At 65.0% G+C, this 21,002-nt stretch carries 15 protein-coding genes; 3 read left to right on the top strand and 12 right to left on the bottom strand.

What is annotated here, in order from left to right:
• Window positions 1–240 precede the first annotated feature (240 nt).
• Entirely contained in the window at window positions 241–888 is a 648-nt protein-coding gene (locus ACMI1Q_RS04685; RefSeq protein ID WP_419502965.1) for a histidine phosphatase family protein, read from the top strand.
• Between the two features lie 59 nt (window positions 889–947).
• Here the strand turns inward: ACMI1Q_RS04685 and ACMI1Q_RS04680 are convergent, their stop codons facing one another.
• Window positions 948–1,835, bottom strand: a complete 888-nt coding sequence (locus ACMI1Q_RS04680; protein WP_419502964.1) for an AEC family transporter — start codon at window positions 1,833–1,835, stop codon at window positions 948–950.
• Between the two features lie 216 nt (window positions 1,836–2,051).
• On the opposite strand from ACMI1Q_RS04680, the gene ACMI1Q_RS04675 reads away from it, so the two are divergent.
• Entirely contained in the window at window positions 2,052–2,732 is a 681-nt protein-coding gene (locus ACMI1Q_RS04675; RefSeq protein WP_330057120.1) for a GntR family transcriptional regulator, read from the top strand.
• Window positions 2,733–2,921: 189 nt separating this feature from the next.
• On the opposite strand, the gene ACMI1Q_RS04670 is transcribed toward ACMI1Q_RS04675, so the two are convergent.
• The 6 genes from ACMI1Q_RS04670 to ACMI1Q_RS04645 all read right to left on the bottom strand — a co-directional run bounded on the left by ACMI1Q_RS04670 (window position 2,922) and on the right by ACMI1Q_RS04645 (window position 9,886).
• Window positions 2,922–4,346, bottom strand: a complete 1,425-nt coding sequence (locus ACMI1Q_RS04670) for a GntP family permease (RefSeq protein WP_419502963.1) — start codon at window positions 4,344–4,346, stop codon at window positions 2,922–2,924.
• 98 nt (window positions 4,347–4,444) lie between these two features.
• Window positions 4,445–5,608, bottom strand: coding sequence for a UxaA family hydrolase (locus ACMI1Q_RS04665; protein WP_177521403.1), 1,164 nt, complete (start codon window positions 5,606–5,608; stop codon window positions 4,445–4,447).
• Between the two features lie 5 nt (window positions 5,609–5,613).
• Window positions 5,614–5,916, bottom strand: coding sequence for a UxaA family hydrolase (locus ACMI1Q_RS04660; RefSeq protein WP_177521404.1), 303 nt, complete (start codon window positions 5,914–5,916; stop codon window positions 5,614–5,616).
• Window positions 5,917–5,937: 21 nt separating this feature from the next.
• A complete protein-coding gene (gene larA, locus ACMI1Q_RS04655) occupies window positions 5,938–7,215 on the bottom strand; it encodes a nickel-dependent lactate racemase (RefSeq protein ID WP_419502962.1) in 1,278 nt (425 codons plus the stop codon).
• A 268-nt stretch (window positions 7,216–7,483) separates the two neighbouring features.
• Window positions 7,484–8,725, bottom strand: coding sequence for a glycerate kinase type-2 family protein (locus ACMI1Q_RS04650; protein ID WP_419502961.1), 1,242 nt, complete (start codon window positions 8,723–8,725; stop codon window positions 7,484–7,486).
• A 192-nt stretch (window positions 8,726–8,917) separates the two neighbouring features.
• Window positions 8,918–9,886 carry a DUF4349 domain-containing protein gene (locus ACMI1Q_RS04645; RefSeq protein ID WP_419502960.1) on the bottom strand — a complete coding sequence of 323 codons (969 nt, stop codon included), beginning with the start codon at window positions 9,884–9,886 and terminating at the stop codon, window positions 8,918–8,920.
• 172 nt (window positions 9,887–10,058) lie between these two features.
• Here ACMI1Q_RS04645 and ACMI1Q_RS04640 point away from each other — a divergent pair, with 172 nt between their 5' ends.
• Entirely contained in the window at window positions 10,059–11,282 is a 1,224-nt protein-coding gene (locus ACMI1Q_RS04640) for a 6-phosphofructokinase (RefSeq protein WP_419502959.1), read from the top strand.
• Between the two features lie 63 nt (window positions 11,283–11,345).
• Here ACMI1Q_RS04640 and ACMI1Q_RS04635 read toward each other — a convergent pair whose 3' ends face one another.
• The 5 genes from ACMI1Q_RS04635 to ACMI1Q_RS04615 form a co-directional block, all read right to left on the bottom strand.
• Window positions 11,346–14,141, bottom strand: coding sequence for an AAA family ATPase (locus ACMI1Q_RS04635; protein ID WP_419502958.1), 2,796 nt, complete (start codon window positions 14,139–14,141; stop codon window positions 11,346–11,348).
• A complete protein-coding gene (locus ACMI1Q_RS04630) occupies window positions 14,138–15,265 on the bottom strand; it encodes an exonuclease SbcCD subunit D (protein ID WP_419502957.1) in 1,128 nt (375 codons plus the stop codon). Before ACMI1Q_RS04630 ends, ACMI1Q_RS04635 begins: the two co-directional genes overlap by 4 nt.
• A gap of 21 nt (window positions 15,266–15,286) precedes the next feature.
• On the bottom strand, window positions 15,287–18,253 hold the full coding sequence (locus tag ACMI1Q_RS04625) for a phospholipid carrier-dependent glycosyltransferase (RefSeq protein WP_419502956.1): 2,967 nt from the start codon (window positions 18,251–18,253) through the stop codon (window positions 15,287–15,289).
• Between the two features lie 102 nt (window positions 18,254–18,355).
• Entirely contained in the window at window positions 18,356–19,750 is a 1,395-nt protein-coding gene (gene cysS / locus ACMI1Q_RS04620; RefSeq protein WP_177522248.1) for a cysteine--tRNA ligase, read from the bottom strand.
• Window positions 19,751–19,932: 182 nt separating this feature from the next.
• The gene (locus tag ACMI1Q_RS04615; protein WP_419067117.1) at window positions 19,933–20,877 is read right to left on the bottom strand and encodes a magnesium transporter CorA family protein; all 945 of its coding nucleotides are present in this window, start codon (window positions 20,875–20,877) and stop codon (window positions 19,933–19,935) included.
• Between the last annotated feature and the right edge of the window lie 125 nt (window positions 20,878–21,002).

The raw sequence follows: 21,002 nt of genomic DNA, 5'->3' as shown, positions 1-21,002 counted from the left end.
GGGCCATTACATATCGTAAATTATAAATCAGCGAAAACGCGTTGTAAATACGAAATTCGCCAAATTCCCCCAGCCTTTTTCGTGTGATTTGTCCATGCTTGACTTTAAAAACTATATGTACGATAATGGTGCCGGGCTCTTTTCTAAATATAGTGTTCGTGCCCGCTGAAACATTCCAGCTTGTTACTATTTTGTAATATATTTCAACATCGAGAGCGCCTCTCTGCGGGCGCGGGAAGGATGAAAAACACCGTGAAGACCTTTAAGCTGCATCTGATCCGCCACGGGCTGACCCGGGGCAACCTGGAAGGGCTGTATGTGGGCGGCGGCACCGACCTGCCCCTGTGCGACGAGGGCCGCCAGGACCTGGAAGTTTTCAAAAGCCGTTTTGTCTACCCCGCGCCGGACACGGTGTTCACCTCGCCCCTGGCCCGGGCGGTGGAAACGGCGGACATCCTCTTCCCCGCCGCCACCCACCGGCTGGTGGTGCCCCAGCTGCGGGAGGCAAACTTTGGCGTGTTCGAGGGGCGCAAAATGGAGGATCTGGTGAAGGACCCGGAGTTTGCCCGCTGGATGGACCCAACCTCCGGCTTTGTGCCCGAAGGGGCGGAGCCCACGATGGACTTCCACGCCCGCTGCGCCGACACGCTGCATAAGCTGCTGGAATACATGATCCGCTCGGAGGTCACCGAGGCCGCCTGCGTGACCCACGGCGGCGTCATCATGAGCATGCTGGCCCAGAGCGCCCTGCCCCGCCGCCCGGCCCAGCAGTGGATGGCCGACCCGGGCTGCGGCTACACCGTGCAGACCGACGTGGCCATGTGGATGCGGGACAAGCTGGTGGAAGCGGTGGCCGTCCAGCCCGCGGGCTATATGGACGAAGAGTGAGAAAAAGCGGGCCGGCAGAGGGCAAAGCCTTCTGCCGGTCCGCTGTTTTGTGTGAAGGGTCAGGCCACGCCCAGCATCGCCAGCGCCGCCAGCATGCCCACCACGCCGCAGAGGATGGTGATGGAGTTGATGCAGCTGGCAAGGCCGCCGTCGCCGCCGCACTTGGCGGTGAAGGCGGGCGAGATCACCGAGGCGGGGGCGAACACCATCACCGCCAGCACCTGCCGGATCTCCAGCGGCAGCGGCGCGAAGTGGTAGACCGCCAGGGCCACCAGCAGCGCCGAGGCCAGCCGCAGGCCCACCACCTGGCCCACCCGGCACAGGTATTCGGGGCGCAGGTCCATGTCGAACATGGCACCGATCATCAGCATGGCCACAAAGGGGTTGGCCGCCGCGATGGGGCTGATGAACTCCACCAGGCCCCCGGGCAGCTGCACCCCCGCCATCACCAGCACCAGCATGGTGACGTAGGTGACAAAGGGCACCGAACTGCCCAGCTTTTTGAGAACGTCCACCGGGCGCAGGGGCTTGTCGCCCACATGGAGCACGCTGCTGGCCCAGGCATAGCTGCCGCCGGTGCAGATGATGGCGTTGCCCACATCGAACAGGCAGGCGGCCACCACCGCCTCGGGCCCCAGATAGCTCTGCACAAAGGGCAGCGCGAAGGCCCCGATGTTGTAGCCGGGGCAGTTGATCATGAACAGCGCGCGGGTGCCGCTGTCGCTCCGGCGGCTCAAAAACTGGCCCAGCAGCATCATGACGCAGCACAGGGAAAAGCCCAGCACCGGCAGCATCAGAAGGCTGGTGCGCCACTCCATGGAGGCGAAATTTGTGATGACCGCCGCAGGCAGCGTGACGCACAGTACCACCTGGGTGAGCACCTTGTAGTCCTGTTTGCCAAACACGCCCACCCGCTTGAGGAAATAGCCCAATGCGAGGATGAACACATAAGACGCGGAATGCCGCAAAACTTCCGCCAACGTCCCTCAGTCCTTTCATCGTTACAGATGCGGCATCTGCCGCACCTTATGTAACCCTATCACAAACGGGGCCAAAAGGCCAGCGCCGCCGCGAAAAAAATCTTTTTTTGGCAATGGGCACAAAAATATGCAACTATGGTATAATAGTAGCTGAAAGATTACCCCACGTGGGAGATGTGCTGTATGTTTGGGAAAGAAAACGCTGTGGTGAATATCCGCACGCAGGTCTACAACGCCATCAAGGAGAACATCTGCGACGGCCGCTACGAGCCCGGCCAGCGGCTGAACGAAGTGGAGCTGGCACGCTCGCTGAGCGTCAGCCGCAGCCCTGTGCGGGAGGCTTTGCGCCGTCTTGCGGCGGACGGCCTGGTGGTGGAATTGCCCAACCGGGGCGTTTTCGTGCGCGAGTTCACCCCTCAGGACATCCAGGAGATCTTTGACGTGCGCGTGCTTTTGGAGAGCTACTGCATCCAGCGCTCGGTGCAGTTCATGACCACCGAGCACAAGCAGGAGCTGATGCGCTGCCTGGATCAGATCACCTATTACCACGAGCGGCAGGATATGAAAAAGCACATCGAGGCAGACTGCCAGCTTCACGGGCTCATCATCCGCATCGGCGGCAACCGCCTGGTGGAAGATATGTACCAGCGGATCTCGGCCCAGGTCCAGCAGTTCCGCATCTACTCGCTGGAGTCAAAGCGCCGCTTCCGCGAATCGCTGGTGGAGCACACCACCGTCGTCCACTGCCTGCTCACCGGCAACGTGGAAGAGGCGGACCGGGTGAACCGCCGCCATCTGGAGCTGGCACGGGACAAGATCAACGAGTACCTCATCAGCAAGCAGACCAACCAGCCTCTGGAATAAGGCGCGAACACATCAAATGCGCCCGGCGCGCTTCCCTTTCGACAAGCGCGCCGGGCTTTTTGCAAAAATGGCCGGCCCCCCGCCCCAGGGTTCCGTAAACCCTTGAGCGGGGGGCCGGCGCGCATTACACATTCCAGCAGATTTCATCTTTTGCGCATCTGCGATGCAAAAGATGCAGTTCAACTTCTCTTAGTGAATGAAGATGCTGGCAATGATCAGGATGATCGAGCCCACGATGGGCACCAGGATGGAGCCGATGCTCCAGGTCTTCAGGCTGGTCTTGATGTCCAGGCCGCTGAAGTTGGTGACCACATGGAAATAACTATCATTCAGGTAAGAGGGGCACATAGCGGTCATGCAGATGGCAAGGCCGGCGATGTAGGGGTTGACGCCCAGGGTGGCGACCATCGGGCCCACAATGGCGGAGCCGGTGATCATAGCGGTGGTGCCGCTGCCCTGGGGGAAGCGCATGATGGTGCCGATGAGCAGAGGCACAGCGATGCCGGGGATGCCGGTGGCAACCAGCCAGTCGGCGATGATGCCGGCAGCGCCGGAGGCGTTGACGACGGCGCCCAGCGCGCCGTCGGCGGCGGTGATGTACACGATGGGGCCGGCGTCCTTCAGGGCGTCGTTCATCATGTCCACAACGGTCTTGTTATCCAGATCGCGGGCCAGCACGAAGGCGCCCAGGCACAGGGAGATGAACAGAGCGATGATGGGCTGGCCAAGGAAGGTCAGGATATCGCCGGGAAGGGTGCCCACCAGAGAGGTCTGGCTGACAACGGTGTTCATAAGGATCAGCAGGACGGGCAGCAGCAGCATGGTGAAGCTGATGCCGGCGCCGGGCAGCTTTTCGGTGCTCAGCAGCTCTTCAAAATCGGAGTTTTCCAGCTCCTTGCCGGCCTTGGTCTTGGCCTCGATGCGGTCCAGGACCGCCAGCTGGGCTTCAGTGTACTTGGAGCGGTCGATCTCGGAGGGAACGATGAACTCGGGGTGCTTGCTGCCGAACCAGCGGAACAGAGGAACCGCGAAGATGAAAACGGGGATGGACAGCAGCAGGCCGTAGATGATGAACATGCCCAGGTCAACGTTCAGCCCGTTATCCTGGAAGGTGCCCACAACGGCCAGAGGGCCGGGGGTGGGGGGAACCAGGAAGTGGGTGATGTACAGGCCCATTGCCAGGATGCCGCCCAGGCCGACCATGGACTTCTTGGTCAGACGGCTGAACTCTTTGGCCAGGCTGGACAGGATCACGAAGCCGGAATCGCAGAACACGGGGATGGACACCACGAAACCGGTGAGGCCCAGCACCACGTCGGCGCGCTTGACGCCCACGATCTTCAGGATGGTCAGCGCCATGCGCTTGGCGGCGCCGCTTCTTTCCAGGAAGATGCCCATGATGCAGCCGAAGCCGATCACAATGCCGATGCTTGTCATGGTGGAGCCGAAGCCGCCGGTCACGGTGGAAACGACCTGGGACAGGGGGATGCTGTTGGAGAGCACGCCGATCAGCACAGCGGAGATGATCAGCGCCGGGCATGCATGCATCCGGGTGAAGATGATCAGGACCATCATAACGACGATACCGATCAACATCGCCAATACTGGATTCATATGATTCACTCCTTCTCAAACAATCAAATGAATTTTGCCATTGGGAATGTGTAACATATCAGCTGGCGCGGCCCCGCGCCGGGAAACGGGAAAAAAGGTCAGATGACCGGGCCCAGGCAGTGGATGTCGATGGAGCTGACGTACTGGATGGCCTCGTTCTTGGTCATCTCGCCGGAGAGGGTGCGCAGGGCCTTGGCGAAGGCTTCCTCGCCCACCTGCTCGATGGTCTTGTCGCCGGTGATGATGAGGCCGGCGTTCAGGTCCATATCCTGCTCCATGCGGGGGTAGGTGATGGGGTTGCCGCAGATCTTGACCACGGGCATGCAGGGGAAGCCCTGGGGCGCGCCGCGGCCGGTGCTGAACATCATGAACTGGGCGCCGGTGGCGGCCATGCCGGTGAGGATCTCGGGCTCGCGGCCCGGGGTGTCTTTGATCCACAGGCCCTTCTGGTCGGTGACGAATTCGGGGTAGTCCAAAACGCCCTGGATGGGGCGGGTGCCGGATTTCACAATTGCGCCCAGGGTCTTTTCCTCGATGCTGGACAGGCCGCCGGCAATGTTGCCGGGGGTGGGCTGGCCTTTGCGCATGTCGCAGCCGATGGCTTTGGCACGGTTCTCCATGTCGTTGACGATCTTGAAGATCTTGTCGCCCACTTCCTTGGAAACGGCGCGGCGGGCCAGCAGATGCTCGCCGCCGATGAACTCGGTGGTCTCGCCGAAGATGACGGTGGCCCCAAGGTCCACCAGCTTGTCGGCCACATAGCCGATCACGCAGTTGGAAGCCATGCCGCTGGTGGTGTCGGACGCGCCGCACTTGATGGCCATGACGATGTTGGACACATCCACCGGCTGGCGCTGCAGGCCGGACGCCTCGATGACCAGACGGCGGGCGATGTCGGTGCCGGCCTGGATGGCCTTGGACACGCCGCCCAGCTCCTGGATGTGGATGATCTCCACATGCTTGCCGGTGGCGGCGATCTCCTTGACCATGCGCTCATGGTCGGTGCCTTCGCAGCCCAGGCTGACCACCAGCACGCTGGCCAGGTTGGGGCTCTTGCCCAGGCTGATGAGGGTGTCGGTGACCCGCTCCAGATCGGGCGGCATCTGGCAGCAGCCCTGGTGATGCAGGAAGGACACGGTGCCCATGACCTGGCGGCAGATGGCCTGTGCCACGTCGTTGGCGCAGGTCACGCTGGGGATAACGCCCACATAGTTGCGCGCGCCCACCTTGCCGTCCGGACGCACATAACCCATAAATTCCATATCGCTTACTCCTTCCAGTCGCCGCGGCCGCGCATGCTGTCCAGATTGTGGATGTGCACGTATTCGCCTTTTTTGATCTCTTTGGTGGCGATGCCGATCTCTTCGCCGTACTTCATGATCAGCTCGCCCTTGTGGATGTCCCGCACGGCGATCTTGTGGCCGAAGGGCACGTCGCCGATGACGTGCACCTTTTCGCTGTCGCCCCGCTTGTCGCGGATCTCCACCTCGGTGCCGTCCACGATGCCGTCGGCGAAGATGGTGGCAACGTTGTCTTTGTCGCTGACTTTCAGCGCAAGTTTCAGATCCATAGCTGTTCTCCTTTGCTCAATTCAGCCTTTCACGGCCATCACGCTCACGCCGTCGGGGATAACGACGACGCTGGCGTCCTTGCCCTTGATGCCATAGGCGATCTCCAGCGCCTCGTCCGGGGTGGAGGCGGGGATCATGTTGGCCTTGCGCACCTCTTCGGGGTCCAGGTACGTGGTGACCAGGATCACCTTGTGGTGACGCAGGATGCGGGAGTAGATCTGGGGGCACCACTGCTCGGAGATGGTCTCCTTGGGCGGGATCTTGGACAGATAGCTGTCGATCTCGTCCACGGTGCCCAGGGTGATCAGCCGCTCGAAGTTGGTGCCGCCCATGCCGTCGCAGCAGGAGCAGCACATGATGATCACGCCGTCCTCACCGGCGCAGGCCTCGGCGGTGGCAACCGCCTTGGGGCTCTGGTAGAGGTTCTGGTCCAGCGGATAGCCGCCGTTGGAGGTGATGACGATGTCGCCCTCGATGCTGGGGCACTGGCTCTGCTCGCGGATGAACTGCACGCCGGCGGCGTGAGCTTCTTCCAGATCGCCCGCCCAGGCGGCCACGACCTTCTTCTCACCGTCCAGCGCCACGTTCATGATGAACTGCACGTTCACCGCGCGGGCGGCGCAGACCATGTCTTTGTGGATGGGGTTGCCCTCCAGCACGCCGGTGACCGAGTGGGGATCGGCGATGGCCTTGTAGCTGTGGTTCTCGTTGACGGTGGCGGCGTTGCAGATGCCGGGCAGGATGCTCTTGCGCCCGCCGGAGAAGCCGGCGAAGAAGTGAGGCTCGATGAAGCCCTCGCAGATCAGCAGGTCGCAGTCCACGGCGATCTTGTTGCAGAAGAACTCGGCGCCGCTGGGCAGGTCGCACACCTTGACGAAGTCGTTCGGCTCAAAGGCGTTGTTCACGGCGATCTTCTCGTTGTCCACGATGGCGTCGCCGAACATGCGCCGCTGCTCCTCCTCGGTGGTGGGCCGGTGCAGGCCGGTGGCGATGAGGATGGTGATGTCCGCGTCCGGGTTGCCGGCGCGGATCTCCGCCAGCAGGATGGGCAGGGTCAGCTTGCTGGGCACCGCGCGGGTGTGGTCGCTGGTGACCAGGGTGACCTTCTTCTTGCCCACGGCCAGCTCCCGCAGGGTCTTGGAGCCGATGGGATGCGCCAGGGCGTCCTTCACCAGTTCCGCCTCGCTCTTCGCGGGCTTGTAGTCGTGCATCTTCGCGGTGACGACCGCCTTCAGATTGGCCTCGTCCACATGCAGGTCCAACGTGGAGGTGTAGTAAGGAATTTTGATGGTTTTCATCGTTTTCCTCCTTCTTTCACATGCAAAAAAAATATTATGTTGGGAAGTTTTTCGCAAATTGCATTTTGTATACAATTTTCGCTCCGACACCCTAACTTTAACCCCTGATTTGTCATATGTCAACAATTTTTCACAAATTTTAGCATTTTGACCATGGGAATCGTGCAATTTCACAATGCATTATATGAACGAATCGTGAATAAAAGAACAAGCGGCGGAGCCAGTGCTCCGCCGCTTGGGGCCGGATATTTTTTCGTTTGTGAGTGAATTAAATTTCACGCTTGAGCAACAGCACCGCCACGTCGTTCACGTTGGTGCCGGTGGGACCGGTCATCACAAGGCCGTCCACCTTTTGCAGCGCGTGGTAGGCGTCGTTGTTTTTCAGGACCTCGAAGATGTCCACGCCCTGCTCCTTCAAACGGGAGGCGGTGGTGTAGTCCACATAGCCGCCGGCGGCGTCGGTGGGGCCGTCGGTGCCGTCGGACCCGACGCTGAACACCGCCGCGCCGGAAAGGCCGGCGATGCCCTGAGCCGCGCCCAGCGCCAGCTCCTGGTTGCGGCCGCCCTTGCCCGTGCCGGTGAGGTGGACCACCGTCTCGCCGCCGGCGATGAAGGCCAGGGAGTGGTCGGCCTCGGAATGGGTGCGGGCGATGGCGCCCAGGAAGGCGCCGGCTTCCCGTGCCTCGCAGGCAAGGCAGTCGGTGAGGACCACCGGCTCGTAGCCCAGCTTCTGGCAGGCAGCCTTTGCGGCGGCGCACAGCTGCCGCACGCTGCCGGTGATCCTGGTGGTCACATTGTCCAGCTGCTTCGGGGTCTCCACCTCCATCAGCCCCAGGGCCGACTCGCTCATCTTAAGGCCGTATTTCGCGATGATGGCCTTGGCGTCGGCGGCGGTGGAGGAATCGGGATAGGCGGGGCCGGAGGCGATCATGTCCAGCGGGTCGCCCAGAATGTCGGACAGGACGATGCTGTACACCTGGGCCGGGGCGCAGATCTGGGCAAACTTGCCGCCCTTCACCGCAGAAAGGCGCTTGCGCAGGGTGTTGATCTCCACGATGTCCGCCCCGCAGGCCAGCAGCTGCTTGGTGATGTCCGCCAGCTCCTCGCCGCTGACCAGCGTCTTTTCAAACAGAGCCGAGCCGCCGCCGGAGACCAGGAACAGCACCGTGTCCTCGGCGGTGAGGTCCTTCACCAGGTCGATGGCCGCCTGCGCGCCCCGGAAGCTGTTTTCGTCCGGCACGGGATGGCCGGCCTCCCAGATGTCGAAATTGGCGATGGGGCCCATGCTGTGGCCGTATTTGGTCACCACAACGCCCGCCTCGATGCGGCTGCCCAACAGGTCGCTGGCGGTCTTTGCCATCTGCCATGCCGCCTTGCCCGCGGCCACCAGCCGCACCCGGCCGCCGCTGAAGGTGTGCCCTTCCAGCGCCTTTTTCACCGCGTTGTCAGGCAGAGCGGCTTCCAGCGCCGCCTTGATGATCTTGTCCGCGTCTTCGCGCAATGTGGCCATAGATTTCTTCCTCCTTCGCTGCCTCAGGCCGGCGGGACCGGCCCGGGATTGTATACAAAACCCATTGTTAGTTCATTATTAGCACGATTTGCCCCGGGACGCAACTGGCGTTTTTCATAAGATTTTTGGGCAAAAATCTCCACTATGCAAAAAAAGCAGGGCATGCGGCGCATGCCCTGCTTTTGGCAGTTTTTACTGTTCGGGGCCGTATTTGGGTGCGGGTCTCTCCCCCGCCGCCGCTGTGCCGGGGGCCTGCGCCGGGGGCGCGGGCGGCGGCTGGATGGGCTTTTGGGGCCGGCGGCGGCGCGCCGCGCGCAGGATGGCGAACACCGCCAGCACGATGACCGCCAGCACCAGCAGCACCGGCAGCAGGTAGATGAAGCCGATGACCACGTCCTGCACGCCGTTCGCAAAGTTGTGCCAGCTCTCCTTGAAGGCGGTGACGGCCCGGGAGCCGAAGTTGTTGCTCACGGGGGTGAGCAGGCGCACCTCGTTCAGCGAAACGTCCACGGTGGAGTAGGTCAGCAGGCTGTCGTACACCCGCTGCTGGCCGGTGTAACTCTCAATTTCATAGCGCACCTGGGCCAGCTGCTCCTCGATGGCCAAAAGGTCCGCCAGGTCCCCCGCCTGCTGGGCCAGCTCCAGGAGGCGGGCCTCCTGGGTGCGCAGGCTCTCCAGCCGCGCCTCCAGGTCCACATAGTCGGCGGTGACGTCCTCGGTGGTCTCGCTCTTGTAGGTCACGCTGCCCGCGGCGGCCGCGTCGTTGAGAAAGTCGGCGTAGCTGTCGCTGGGGACCCGGAAGGTGTATCGCACCCAGCGGCTGCCGTTCTCGGCGCTGCCGCCCTCGTCGCTGCTCTGCACCCAGGCGCCGGCGCCGGAGGCGGCCTCCAGCAGTTTGTCGCGGGTGGCGTCGAACTCCTCGGTCTCCATCTCCAGCGAGGCGTTGTAGATGATCTTGCGCCCGTCATTGGGGGAAAGGCGGTCGGCCTCGGTGCCGGAAAGGCCCGCGTCGGCGGTCTCTTCACTCACGGCGTAGTCCATGCCGTTCTCATAGGTCTCCGGCGAAGCGGCGGCGGTGGTGCCGCCGGAGCCCGCCCCGCATCCGGTCAGCAGCCCGGCGGCCAGCGCCAGCGCCAGCAAAAGGCTGGTTGCTCGTTTCATGGTGGTCCCTCCTTTTTTGTGCCTGTGTGCCCCGGCCGCGCGGCCGCGGGCGTCTCTGCTTTTTAAACGAAACGGCGGCGGCAATTATTGCGCCTGCCCTTTAAATACAGTATAATGGACGAGGACGCGCCGGCGCAACAGCCCGGCGCAAAGCAACGCAAGCAAAGGATGTGTGCCGATGAATTTCATGGTAGGTCAGAGCGGCGGCCCCACCGCCGTCATCAACGCCAGCCTCGCCGGCGTGTTTGAGACCGCCCGCAGCAGCGGCGCGGTGCGGGTGCTGGGCATGCAGCACGGCATCGAGGGGCTTTTGAAGGGACAGGTCGCGGACCTGACCCGCCTGTTCGACAGCGATCTGAAGATCGAGCTGCTCAAGCGCACCCCTTCCTCCTATCTGGGCAGCTGCCGCTACAAGCTGCCCGCGCCGGTGGCGGGGGACGAGGTGTACGAAACGCTGTTTGAGCTGTTCGCCCGCTATCATGTGGACGCGGTGCTCTACATCGGCGGCAACGACAGCATGGACACCATCGCCAAGCTCTCCGCCTACGGCGAGGCCATCGGCAGCCCCATCCGCTTTGTGGGCGTGCCCAAGACCATCGACAACGACCTGGTCTGTACCGACCACACCCCGGGCTTCGGCTCGGCGGCGAAGTACATCGCCACCATCATGAAGGAGGTCATCCGCGACTCCAACGCCTACGACCTGCGCAGCGTGACGGTGGCGGAGATCATGGGCCGCCACGCCGGCTGGCTGGCTGGCGCGGCCAGCCTTGCCAAAGGGGACGACTGCGACGGGCCGGACCTCATCCTGATGCCGGAAGTGCCCTTTGACCCCAAGCTGTTCCTGCGGCGGGTGGACCGGCTGCAAAAGCAGAAGGAGAACGTCATCATCGCCGCCAGCGAGGGCGTGAAGGACCGGGAAGGCCGCTTCTTGTGCGATCTCGCGGGCGACGGCGGCACGCTGGACGCCTTTGGCCACAAGGCCATGCTCTCGGGCACCAGCCGGTATCTGGCGGGGCTCATCCAGAGCGAGCTGGGCTGCAAGAGCCGGGCCATCGAGCTCTCCACCCTGCAGCGGTGCGCCGGGCATCTGGCCAGCCGCACCGACATCAGCGAGGCCTACCGGGCCGGCGGCGCGGCGGTGCAGGCGGCGCTGGAGGGCCGCACCGGCTGCATGGCCGCCCTCAAGCGGCTGAGCGACCAGCCCTATCTGTGCGGCACCGAGCTGGTGGACGTGCAGAAGGTGGCCAACGCGGAAAAGACCGTGCCGCTGGAGTGGATCGAGCCGGACGGCATGCATGTGAACGCCGCCTTTGAGGCCTATGCCCGGCCGCTGATCCAGGGCGAATTGACCCCCATGTTCGTGAACGGCGTACCCCGGCACATCACCCTTTAAAAGACAAACGGCCGCCCCGGCGGAAGGGACTTTCCTTCCCCGGGGCGGCCTTTTTGTGTTTTTTCAAAGCTCCCGCAGGGCGATGTGGCTGCCCCGGGGGGTCTTGGTGACCAGCACCTGTTTTTCCAGCCGCTGGCGCAGCTCGGCCACATGGCTGATAACGCCCACCAGCCGCTTGCCGTCGGCAAGGGTCTGCAGGGTGGCGATGGCGTTTTCCAGGCTGTCGGCATCCAGGCTGCCGAAGCCCTCGTCCACGAAAAGGGTGTCGATCTGCACCCCGCCGGCGTACTGCTGGATGGCGTCCGAGAGGCCCAGGGCCAGCGCCAGCGCCGCCTGGAAGGTCTCGCCGCCGGACAGCGAGCGCACGCTGCGCCGCTTGCCGGTGTAGTTGTCCAGCACGTCCAGGTCCAGGGCGCTCTGGCCCCGGCTTTGGGCCGCGCCGTGGCAGAGCAGCTGGTACTGGCCGCCGGTCATGAAGGCCAGCCGCCGGTTGGCGGCGGCCACCGCGCTCTCGAAGTAGGCCACCAGCACATACTGCTCGAACTGCTGTTTGCCAAGGCCCCCGGTGAGGGTGCCGCCGGCGGTGCGGTGGAGATTGTCGGCCACGCGGGCCCGGCGGCGGGCGGTGTCTGCCTGCTTTGCCAGCGTCTTCACCCGGACGGCCGCGTCCCGGTTGGCCGAGAGGCGGGCGTTGAGGGCCCGCCAGCGGTCTTGCAGGGCGGTGCGCCGGATGTTCACATCCGCCAGTGCGGCGGCCAGGGCCTGCTCTTCGGCGGGGTCGGCGGCCCGGGTCAGGTCCTCTTTGCGCTGCTGCGCCAGGGTGCGGGCCGCGGCCAGCTGCTCGCTGAACCCGCTCCAGGCTTTCTCCCCTTCTTTCACCCGGTCGGAGAGGTCCTGCGCTTTCCTGCGCAGTCCGTCCAGCGCCCGCCGGGCCTCGGCCTCGCTGGCGAAGGGCAGGCTGGTCCCCAGCTCCTCTTCCAGGGTGCGGGCGGCGGCCAGCTGCGCCGAGCACCCGGCGCTTTCTTCCGCCCGCTGTTCCTGCATTTTGCGGCAGGCCTCCAGCTTCTGCTGGCATCGGGGCAGGTCCTGTTCCGCCTTCTCCCCCGCCTCGGCGGCCGTTCGGGCGGCTTTGGCCTGGGCCTCGGCCTCGGCGCGGGCGGCTTCGCCTTTCGCCTTTGCCTCTTTCAGCGCGAGGGCAGCCTCCCGGGGCGCGTCGGGGGCCTGCCCGCCCCACTGGGTCAGGGCCGCGGCGGCCAGCCGCAGAAATTCCTCCCGGGCGGCCTCATCGGCCGCCTGGGCCGCGCCGCTGGCCTCGGCGGTCTTTTGGTATTCCGTGTGCAGTTTTTCCAGTTCTTTTTTTGCCGCCTGCAGGCTGGCCCGGTCGGGCGCGCCCTGGGCCTGCTTTGCGGGGGCGGGATGGTGCAGACTGCCGCACACCGGGCAGGGGGCGTTCTCGGTCAGGCCGGCGGCCAGCAGGCCCGCCTGCCCCTGCCAGAACAGGGCCTCGGCGGCGTCATACTCGCCCTTGGCCCGGGCGTATTCCCCCTGGGCGGCGGCGAAGGCGGCGGCCGCGTCCCGGGCGGTCTGCTGCACGCCCCGCAGGCGGCGGGCGGCGTCCAGCGCCGTGCCGGTCTGGGCAAGGCGAACATCCAGCGCGTCCCGGGCGGCTTCGGCGGCGGCCTGCCGCTGGCGGGCCTCCTGGGCCCCCTTGGCCTGTTCGCCAAGGCGGGCGCTCTCCTCTTCCAGCCGCTTTTGCTCTTCGGCGGCGGCGCGGCGGTCCGCTTCGCAACGGTCCAGTTTTTCTTCCAGCTGTTTTCGCAGGGCGCGCTGTTCCTCCCGGCGCTGGTAGGCGGGCAGCTGAGTCTCCTGCTGGCGGGCCTGCAATTCCGTCTGTTCCAGCGCGGCGCGCACTTCGCCGAGGGCGGCGTGGCGCTCTTCTTGTTCCTGCTGCTGCCCTTCCAGTTCCGCCAGTTTCCTGGCGGCTTCGGCGGCAGCGGCGTGGAGGGCGGCGGCCTGCCGGACGGCCTCCAGCTTGGCGGCGGCCGTCTCGGCCTCTGCGTCCAGGGTCTTGCTCTGGGCTTCGGCGGCGGCGCAGGCGGCCTCGTCGGCGGTGCAGAGGGCCGCGGCCTGGGCCAGCACCTCGTCGCAGCGCCAGACGGCGGCCTCATCGGCCAGGACGTCCCGCAGGGGTCGGGCCGCCGCGTCCTCTTCGGGCAGCTTGAAGGCGGCGAAGGCCTGCCGCAGGGCGGCATCCTGCTGTTCCACAGCGCGGGCGGCCTCGGTGGCGGCGGCGCGCAGCTTGTCCTGCACGGCGCGGCAGCCGGCGGTGCCGAAGATCTGCCGCAGCACGGCGCTGCGCCGCTCGCCCGGGGCGTTGAGCAGCTCGGTGAACTGGCCCTGGGCGATCATGGCGATCTGGCGGAACTGCTCGCCGTCCATGCCCAGCAGCTCCCGGATGGCCGCGTCCACCTCCCCCACCTTTTCCACCGGCGGGCGGCCCGGCGCGAGGAAGAGGGCGGTGGCCGCCTGGGTCACCTGCCCCTCGCCCCGCTTTTTGGGCCGCTGGTACTGGGGGGTGCGGCGCACGGTGTACTCTTTGCCCCGGTGCAGGAAGGTCAGTTCCACAAAGGTCTCCCGGTCGGGCTCGGCGTAGTCGCTGCGCACGGTGTCAAGGCTGCGCACCCCGCCGGAAAGCTGGCCGAACAAGGCATAGCTGATGGCGTCAAACAGGGTGGTCTTGCCCGCCCCGGTGTCGCCGGTGACGAGGAACAGCCCGCTGGAGCCCAGTTTGTCCAGTTCCAGCGTCTCCTCCCCGGCGTAGGGGCCGAAGGCCGAAAGGCGCAGATGCAAAGGTCTCATCCTTCCGCCTCCTCTCCCAGCACGTCGTTCAGAAAGGCTTTTTCTTCGTCATCCAGTTCCCTGCCGTGGACGCTCTGATAAAATTCCTCGAACAGCTGCCGGGGCGTGCGCATGGCGATCTCGCGCAGGGCGGGCGCGTCGGCCGCAGGAGCATCCGGCAGAACGAACTCCAGCCGCACCAGATTGGGGTAGACGCTGCGCAGCCGGGCGGCGGGATCCAGCGGCGGCGTTTTGTCGGTGAGGCGGGCATAGATGTAATCATTGCTGGGCACGGCGCTTTGCAGCAGGGCTTCCAGCGGGCCCTGCACCCGGCGCAGGGGGCGCAGGGGCGACAGGGGCACCTGCTTCGTGCTCACCTGCCCCTTGGGGCCCACGTCCACCACCGTGACGCTCTTCTGGCCCAGCGCCTCGCTGACGGAATAGGCCAGGGGCGAGCCGCAGTAGCGGACCTCTTCCCGGCCCACCTGCTGGGCGGCGTGGATGTGGCCCAGGGCCACATAGTCGAAAAGGTCAAAGGCGGAAGCGTCCACATTGTCCAGGGTGCCCAGGTTCAAAAGTTCCGAGCCGCTGGCGGCGGGCGAAGCGGACCCGGCGGTGACGAACTGGTGGGCGATGAGGATGTTCCGCCCGCCCGCGTCCGGGGCGGCGGCGCGCACCAGGGCGGCCGCCGCGTCGGTGTAATTTTCGATGGCTTCGTCCGGCAAAAAGGCGCGCACCGCCGCCGGGCGCACAAAGGGCAGGGCCCAGATGGTGAGGGGGCCGTGCTCGTCTTGGGTCTCAAAGCGTTCCATCCGCCCGGAGAACACCGAGGCCAGATGCACCCCGCTGGGCTCCAGCAGCCGCCCACCGAAGGCAAGGCGCTCGGCCGAGTCGTGGTTGCCGCTGATGGCCCACACCGGCAGATGGTTCTCGCACAGGGCGGTGAGGAAGTGGTCCCACAGGTTCACCGCGCCCACGCCGGGCACGCCCTTGTCGTAGACGTCGCCCGCCACCAGCACTCCCTGCACCCCTTCGGAGAGGGCGATGGAGACGATCTGGTCCAGGATATATTTCTGGTCCTCAAAGAGGTCGGCCTCGCACAGGCGGCGGCCCAGGTGCAAATCGGAGAGATGAAGCAGCCGCACGGCGCTTGCCTCCTTTCAAATTCAGAACATCCAGCTGGGCAGGATGCGCAGGGCGTTCACATAAGACTCGGCCACCGGCAGCCCGCTGATGACCGGGTAGTAGCAAACGAAGAACAGGCCCGCCGCCACCGCAAGGCCGATGCACAGGCCCTTGACCAGCGCCGGGCGGTGCCCGTAAAAATGCGCCGCAACCAGCGCCAGAGCCGTCACCGCGAACCACAGGCTGGGGAAATAGTGGTAGAGGAAGGTGCAGCGGCTCACCAGCACCCAGGGCAGGAACTGGGCCAGGAACAGTACCGACACAGCGCCGGTGGCCCCACTGCCTTTGCCGGAAAGCTGCCGCCAGCCGCACCAGCCCAGGCCCCCCAGCGCCGCCAGCCACAGCGGCAGGTTGCCCAAAGCGGCGATGGTGCCCCGCATGCCCTCCGGCAGGCCGGAGGCAAGATAGTACCACACCGGGCGCGTGCTGACCGGCCAGGTGTACCAGCGGGACTCATAGGGATGGGTGGCCTCCAGGCCGCTGTGGTAGCGGTACATGTTCACCTGGCACTGCCACCACTCGGCGAGGGAGAAGCCGCCCTCCCGCCAGAAGTAGGGGATATAGCTTGCGAAGTAGATGATGAGGGGCAGCGCCACGAAGAAGACGATGCCGCCGCAGAAGGCGGTGGCCGCCTCCTGTTTGAGGCGGGGCGGCTTCTGCTTTGCCCGCTGCCACAAAACGCCGAAGTAGAGCACCGCCAGCCCCGCGCCGGCGTAGATGCCGGTCCACTTGCTGGCAGCGCCCAGGCCAAAGGCAAGGCCCGCCAGCGCCATGGGCAGAACGCTTTGCTCCACCCCTTTTTCCAGCACGCTCTGGCAGTACCAGACCATGAAATAAGCGGCCAGCAGGATGAAGAAGGTGCCGTAGATGTCGATGGTGGCGATGCGGCTCTGGGTAAAGCGCAGGGTGTCGAAGGCCGCCAGCACCGCCGCGAAGAGGGCGAAGGCGGGCTTGCGGCACAGGCGGCGCACAAAGAGATAGAGCACCGGCACCAGCGCCACGCCGAAGACCGCCCCGGCCACGCGCCAGCCGAAGCCGGTCATGCCGAAGAGGGCCACTCCCAGCATGATGAACACCTTGCCCAGCGGCGGGTGGGTGGTCTCGTAGACCGGCATGCCGTGGAGATGCTCATAGGCGGTGCGGCCGTGGTAGATCTCGTCGAAATACATGCTGTTTTTGTAGCTGATGGAATCAGGCACCAGCTGCTGCTCGTCAAAGAGGGCGCTGTCGGAAGAAACGGCCACCTGCGCGCCGTTCTCGTCCCGGAAGGCGGCCTCCATCACCTCGGCGTTGTTCACCATGAGGGTGAGCGGCCCTTCAGCGGGGGCGGAGAGGCCCACTTTCAGCCACTGGAACACCGTGCTGCCGCTCAGCTCCACGCCGGCCAGCTGGTTGCCCGCCTCGTCGTACACGGTGAGGCTGCCGCCCCAGCTGACGCCGGGATAGACCCAGAGTTCCGTTGCGCCAAAGGCCAGCTCCACGTCCACCTGAGTGGTCACGCCGTCGCTGTCCAGCGGGTTCTGGGGGGCGGTGAAGTCTCCCAAATTCCACAAGCTCACCACCGCCACCGCCAGGGTGAGCAGGGCCAGGGTGAGGCGCTCTTTGCGGGTCCAGGCCGGCTGGGGCGCGGGCACGGCGGGTGCGGCGGGCGCGGCGAGGGCATACTCCCGCACCGCTTCGCCCCGGCACAACGCAAAGACGGCCCAGGCCAGCAGGGCAAAGCCCGCCGCCTCCACGGCGCTGACGGCGCGGATCATCACCACCGCCGCGGCGCTGGAGAGGAACTGGTCCTCGGTGCCGTTGCTGGTGAGCACCATGGCAAGGTTCACCAGAGAGGAAAGGCTGAGCAGGCCGAAGGCGCCCAGCAGCCGCTTGTCGCCCCAGCGGGCGGCGGCGGCCAGCACCAGCAGCAGCGCGGGGATGATGTACCGCTCGTGCATGCGGTGGCTCAGGGTGAACACCGCCACCCCGTAGAAGGCGGCCAGCAGCAGGGGCGAAAAGCACCCGGCCTTCCAGCTGCGCCAGGAGAGACAGACAAGGGCCGCCGTGGCGAGAACGATGCCCGCCGCGCCCAGCATCTGCCAGGTGACGGGGCCCAAAATGGGCGCGTCCTGGGGCTGCCAGTTGGCCCCGAAGAGGGTGAGCAGATTGTAGCCGTTGACGCTGGCGTAGGGGTAGCTGGAGGCGGTGGAGGTGTATTTCTCCCACAGCCAGCCGGCGTCCTGGCTGCCCCAGAAGGGCAGCGCGCAGGCCAGCACCGCCGCCAGCGCCAGCGCGGCCCCCGCCGCGCCCCGGCCAAGGGCGGTCAGGGCGGGCCGCCGCTGCCGTGCCGCCAGCAGCGGGGCCAGAAAGGCCGCGGCCAGCACCGGCCCGAAGAGCAGGGCCTGGGGCTTCACCGCCAGGGCAAAACCGTAGAGCACCGCGGCCGGCAGCCACTTTTTCTCCTCAAGGAGCAAAAAGGCGGCGACGAGCAGAAGGCAGAACACGCCGTCCACCTGTTTCCAGACGGCGGTGTCGTACAAAAGGGCCGGGCAGAAGGCGGCAAAGGCCGCAAAGCGCAGCGCCCTTTGCTCGCCGAAGCGCCGCCGGGCAATGGACCAGAGGAGGGCCGAAAGGCCCAGATCGCACAGGATGGGCACAACGCAGATCAAAAAGCCCATCGCTTTGCCGCCCGCTTCCAGCTCCAGGGCGCGGGCGATGAGGCCCACCGGCCAGAGCAGCAGCATGTAGCCGGGGGGATAGTCGGCAAAGTAGTCCGGGGCATAGAATTCGCCCGGCCCGTTTTCGGCCAGGCGCAGCGCCCAGGCGGAAAAACAGGCCACATCGCTGGAATAGCCCTCGCTCACAAGGGCGAGGCCGCAGCGCACCGCCAGCGCCGCCAGCAGCACCGCCGCCAGCGGCAGCCACCGGGCGCGGCGGGCCGAAGAAAAAGCAGAAGGTCTGGGCATAGCGGGTCCTCTCAGAAAACAAAATCAAACGGGCCGCGGGGGGCTGTCGGCTAAAAACAGCGTTCCTCGCGGCCCGTGCCGGTCAAAAGGGATGCGCGCGGCTCAGGCGCGGGTCACCTTGGGGCCCTGGGGAGTGTCCTCCACCACATAGCCCATCTCGGTGATCTTGGCGCGCAGGGCGTCGGCGGTGGGCCAGTCCTTGGCCTTCTTGGCCTCGGCGCGCTGGTTCACCAGGTCCATCACCTCGGCGGGGATCTCGTCGGTCTTGCGGTTGTAGAGCAGGCCCAGCACACCGGTGAGCTCGTCGAAGGTGGTGGCGGCGGCCTTCAGCGCGTCAACGCTGGCGTCCGCGCCCAGGGTGTTGATGTCCTTCACCAACTCGAACACGGCGGCCAGCGCGTCGGGAGTGTTCAGGTCGTCGTCCATGGCGGTGTTGAACTTCACCTTCGCGGCGGCGGCCTTCTCCGCCAGCAGGTTGCTCTCGCCCTTCGCGTTCTTGATGAGGAAGTCCAGGTTGTCGCGGCAGGTGTACAGACGCTCCAGGCTGGCCTTACAGCTGTTCAACAGCTCCACGGTGTAGTTCAGGGGCATGCGGTAGCCGGCGGTGAGCAGGAAGTAGCGGATGGGCTCGTAGCCAAACACTTCGGCGATCTCGCGCACGGTGAAGAAGTTGTTGGCGCTCTTGCTCATCTTGTGGTTGTCGATGTTCAAAAAGCCGTTGTGCATCCAGTAGCGGCTGAAGGTGCAGCCGTTGGCGCACTCGGACTGGGCGATCTCGTTCTCGTGGTGGGGGAAGATCAGGTCCTGGCCGCCGCAGTGCAGGTCGATGGTCTTGCCCAGGTGCTTGCGGGCCATGGCGCTGCACTCGATGTGCCAGCCGGGACGGCCCGGGCCGTAGGGGCTGGGCCAGGCGGGCTCGCCGGGCTTGGCGGCCTTCCAGACGGCGAAGTCGGCGGGGTCCTCTTTCAGGTCGTCGTCCATCTGGCTGCGCAGCTCGCGGTTGCCGCTCTCCAGCTCTTCCAGGTTCAGGTGGCTGAGCTTGCCGTACTCCTTGAAGGCGCGGGTGCGGAAGTAGACGTCGCCGTTCTTGGCCACGTAGCCGTAGCCCTTGTCCAGGATGTCCTTGACGATGTCCAGAATTTCCTCGATGTGCTCGGTGGCGCGGGGGCGCACGGTGGGGGTCTTGGCGTTCAGGCCGTCGCTGTCCTTGATGAACTCGGCCTCGAACTTCTCGGCGACCTCTTTCATGCTGCAGCCCTGCTCCTGGGCCTTTTTGATGAGCTTGTCGTCGATGTCGGTGATGTTGGAGACAAAGTAGACCTTGTTGCCCCGGTACTCAAGATACCGGCGCAGGGTGTCGAACACCACCACGGGACGGGCGTTGCCGATGTGGATGTAGTTGTAGACGGTGGGGCCGCAGACGTAAATGCGGTACTCCCCCGGCGTTTGGGGGATAAACTCCTCTTTTTTGCGGGTCAGCGTATTGTAGATCTGCATACTGCACGCTCCTTTTAACGCGCCGGCGGCGGGATATGGGCCCGCCGGGGCGCAGTATGTTCATTTTTATCATTATACCCAAAAATGCCACCGGGCGCAACAAGGCCACACAGAAAACCCACACTTTTTGCCATAATACAAAAAGCGCGGCGGGCTTTTTGCCCGCCGCTTGGCGCAGTTTTTCAAAGCCAGCGCTTGAGTTTGGCCAGCAGGATGGCCCCCAGGGTGGCAAGGCCCGCCACGCCCAGCACGATCCAGAAGCCGAAGGGGCTGCCCTCGAAGGGAACGGGCACGTTCATGCCCCACAGGCTGGACACGATGGTGGGCACCGTGAGGATGATGGTGACCGAAGCCAGCAGCTTCATGACGATGTTCAGGTTGTTGGAGATCACCGAGGCGAAGGCGTCCATGGTGCCGGACAAGATGTCCCGGTAGATGCCGCTCATCTCCATGGCCTGCTTGTTTTCCACGATGACGTCCTCCAGAAGGTCGGTGTCTTCGGGGAAGTCCTTCACAAAGTCCATGCGCAGCAGCTTTTCCAGCACCAGCTCGTTGCTCTTCAAAGAGGTGGAGAAGTAGACAAGGCTCTTCTCCAGGCCCAGCATCTGGATGAGCTCCTTGTTCTTCATGCTGATGTGCAGCTCGTTCTCCACGCGGGTGCTGGCCTTGTCCACCTGGCGCAGGTAGAACAGGAACAGGCTGGCGTTGCGGTAAAGCATCTGCAGCGCCAGGCGCTTGAACTTCTTGGTGCTGCAGCCCTTCACCAGGCCCTCCATGAAGGCGCGGGGCAGCGCCGTCTCCCGCAGGCAGACGGTGATGACGTTCTGGGGGGTGAGCACGATGCCGAAGGGGATGGTGGAGTAAACGAAGGTGTGGCCCTCGGTCTGCACCAGAGGCGTGTCCACCAGGATCATGGTGCAGGGGGTGCCGTCTTCGTCCTCCACCTCGATACGGCTTCGCTCCTCTTCGTCGAGGGCGGCGCGCACAAGGTCGGGGTCCACATGGAGCTGGGCGCACACACGCCCGATCTCCTTCTCGTTGGGGTCGCACAGGTGGATCCACGCGCCGGGGCAGATCTGATCCTGCTCCAGCATGCGGCCACCGTCGCTGAGGTAAATCGTGATCATAATTTTACACCTGCTTTCTTCCTGGCGGCGCACAAAGCCCGCCCCGCGCAGGTGTCAGCGCACGGGGAACAGAAAGGCAGAAGCGCCGCATATGAAGGTCTTACACGTTCGACTACCGGGGTCGC

This window comes from Candidatus Allofournierella excrementavium (assembly GCF_048526665.1).
GTDB lineage: Bacteria > Bacillota > Clostridia > Oscillospirales > Ruminococcaceae > Allofournierella_A > Allofournierella_A excrementavium.
Note: the sequence above shows the minus strand (reverse complement) of the source record. Positions and strands in the feature narration are given on the sequence as shown.

Excerpts from the sequence above, each read along its gene's own strand:
- ACMI1Q_RS04685 (WP_419502965.1), top strand. The coding sequence starts at position 241 with ATGAAAAACACCGTGAAGACCTTTAAGCTGCATCTGATCCGCCACGGG.
- ACMI1Q_RS04635 (WP_419502958.1), bottom strand. The coding sequence starts at position 14,141 with ATGAGACCTTTGCATCTGCGCCTTTCGGCCTTCGGCCCCTACGCCGGG.
- ACMI1Q_RS04645 (WP_419502960.1), bottom strand. The coding sequence starts at position 9,886 with ATGAAACGAGCAACCAGCCTTTTGCTGGCGCTGGCGCTGGCCGCCGGG.
- cysS (WP_177522248.1), bottom strand. The coding sequence starts at position 19,750 with ATGCAGATCTACAATACGCTGACCCGCAAAAAAGAGGAGTTTATCCCC.
- larA (WP_419502962.1), bottom strand. The coding sequence starts at position 7,215 with ATGAAAACCATCAAAATTCCTTACTACACCTCCACGTTGGACCTGCAT.
- ACMI1Q_RS04670 (WP_419502963.1), bottom strand. The coding sequence starts at position 4,346 with ATGAATCCAGTATTGGCGATGTTGATCGGTATCGTCGTTATGATGGTC.
- ACMI1Q_RS04625 (WP_419502956.1), bottom strand. The coding sequence starts at position 18,253 with ATGCCCAGACCTTCTGCTTTTTCTTCGGCCCGCCGCGCCCGGTGGCTG.
- ACMI1Q_RS04660 (WP_177521404.1), bottom strand. The coding sequence starts at position 5,916 with ATGGATCTGAAACTTGCGCTGAAAGTCAGCGACAAAGACAACGTTGCC.
- ACMI1Q_RS04665 (WP_177521403.1), bottom strand. The coding sequence starts at position 5,608 with ATGGAATTTATGGGTTATGTGCGTCCGGACGGCAAGGTGGGCGCGCGC.
- ACMI1Q_RS04615 (WP_419067117.1), bottom strand. The coding sequence starts at position 20,877 with ATGATCACGATTTACCTCAGCGACGGTGGCCGCATGCTGGAGCAGGAT.
- ACMI1Q_RS04675 (WP_330057120.1), top strand. The coding sequence starts at position 2,052 with ATGTTTGGGAAAGAAAACGCTGTGGTGAATATCCGCACGCAGGTCTAC.
- ACMI1Q_RS04650 (WP_419502961.1), bottom strand. The coding sequence starts at position 8,725 with ATGGCCACATTGCGCGAAGACGCGGACAAGATCATCAAGGCGGCGCTG.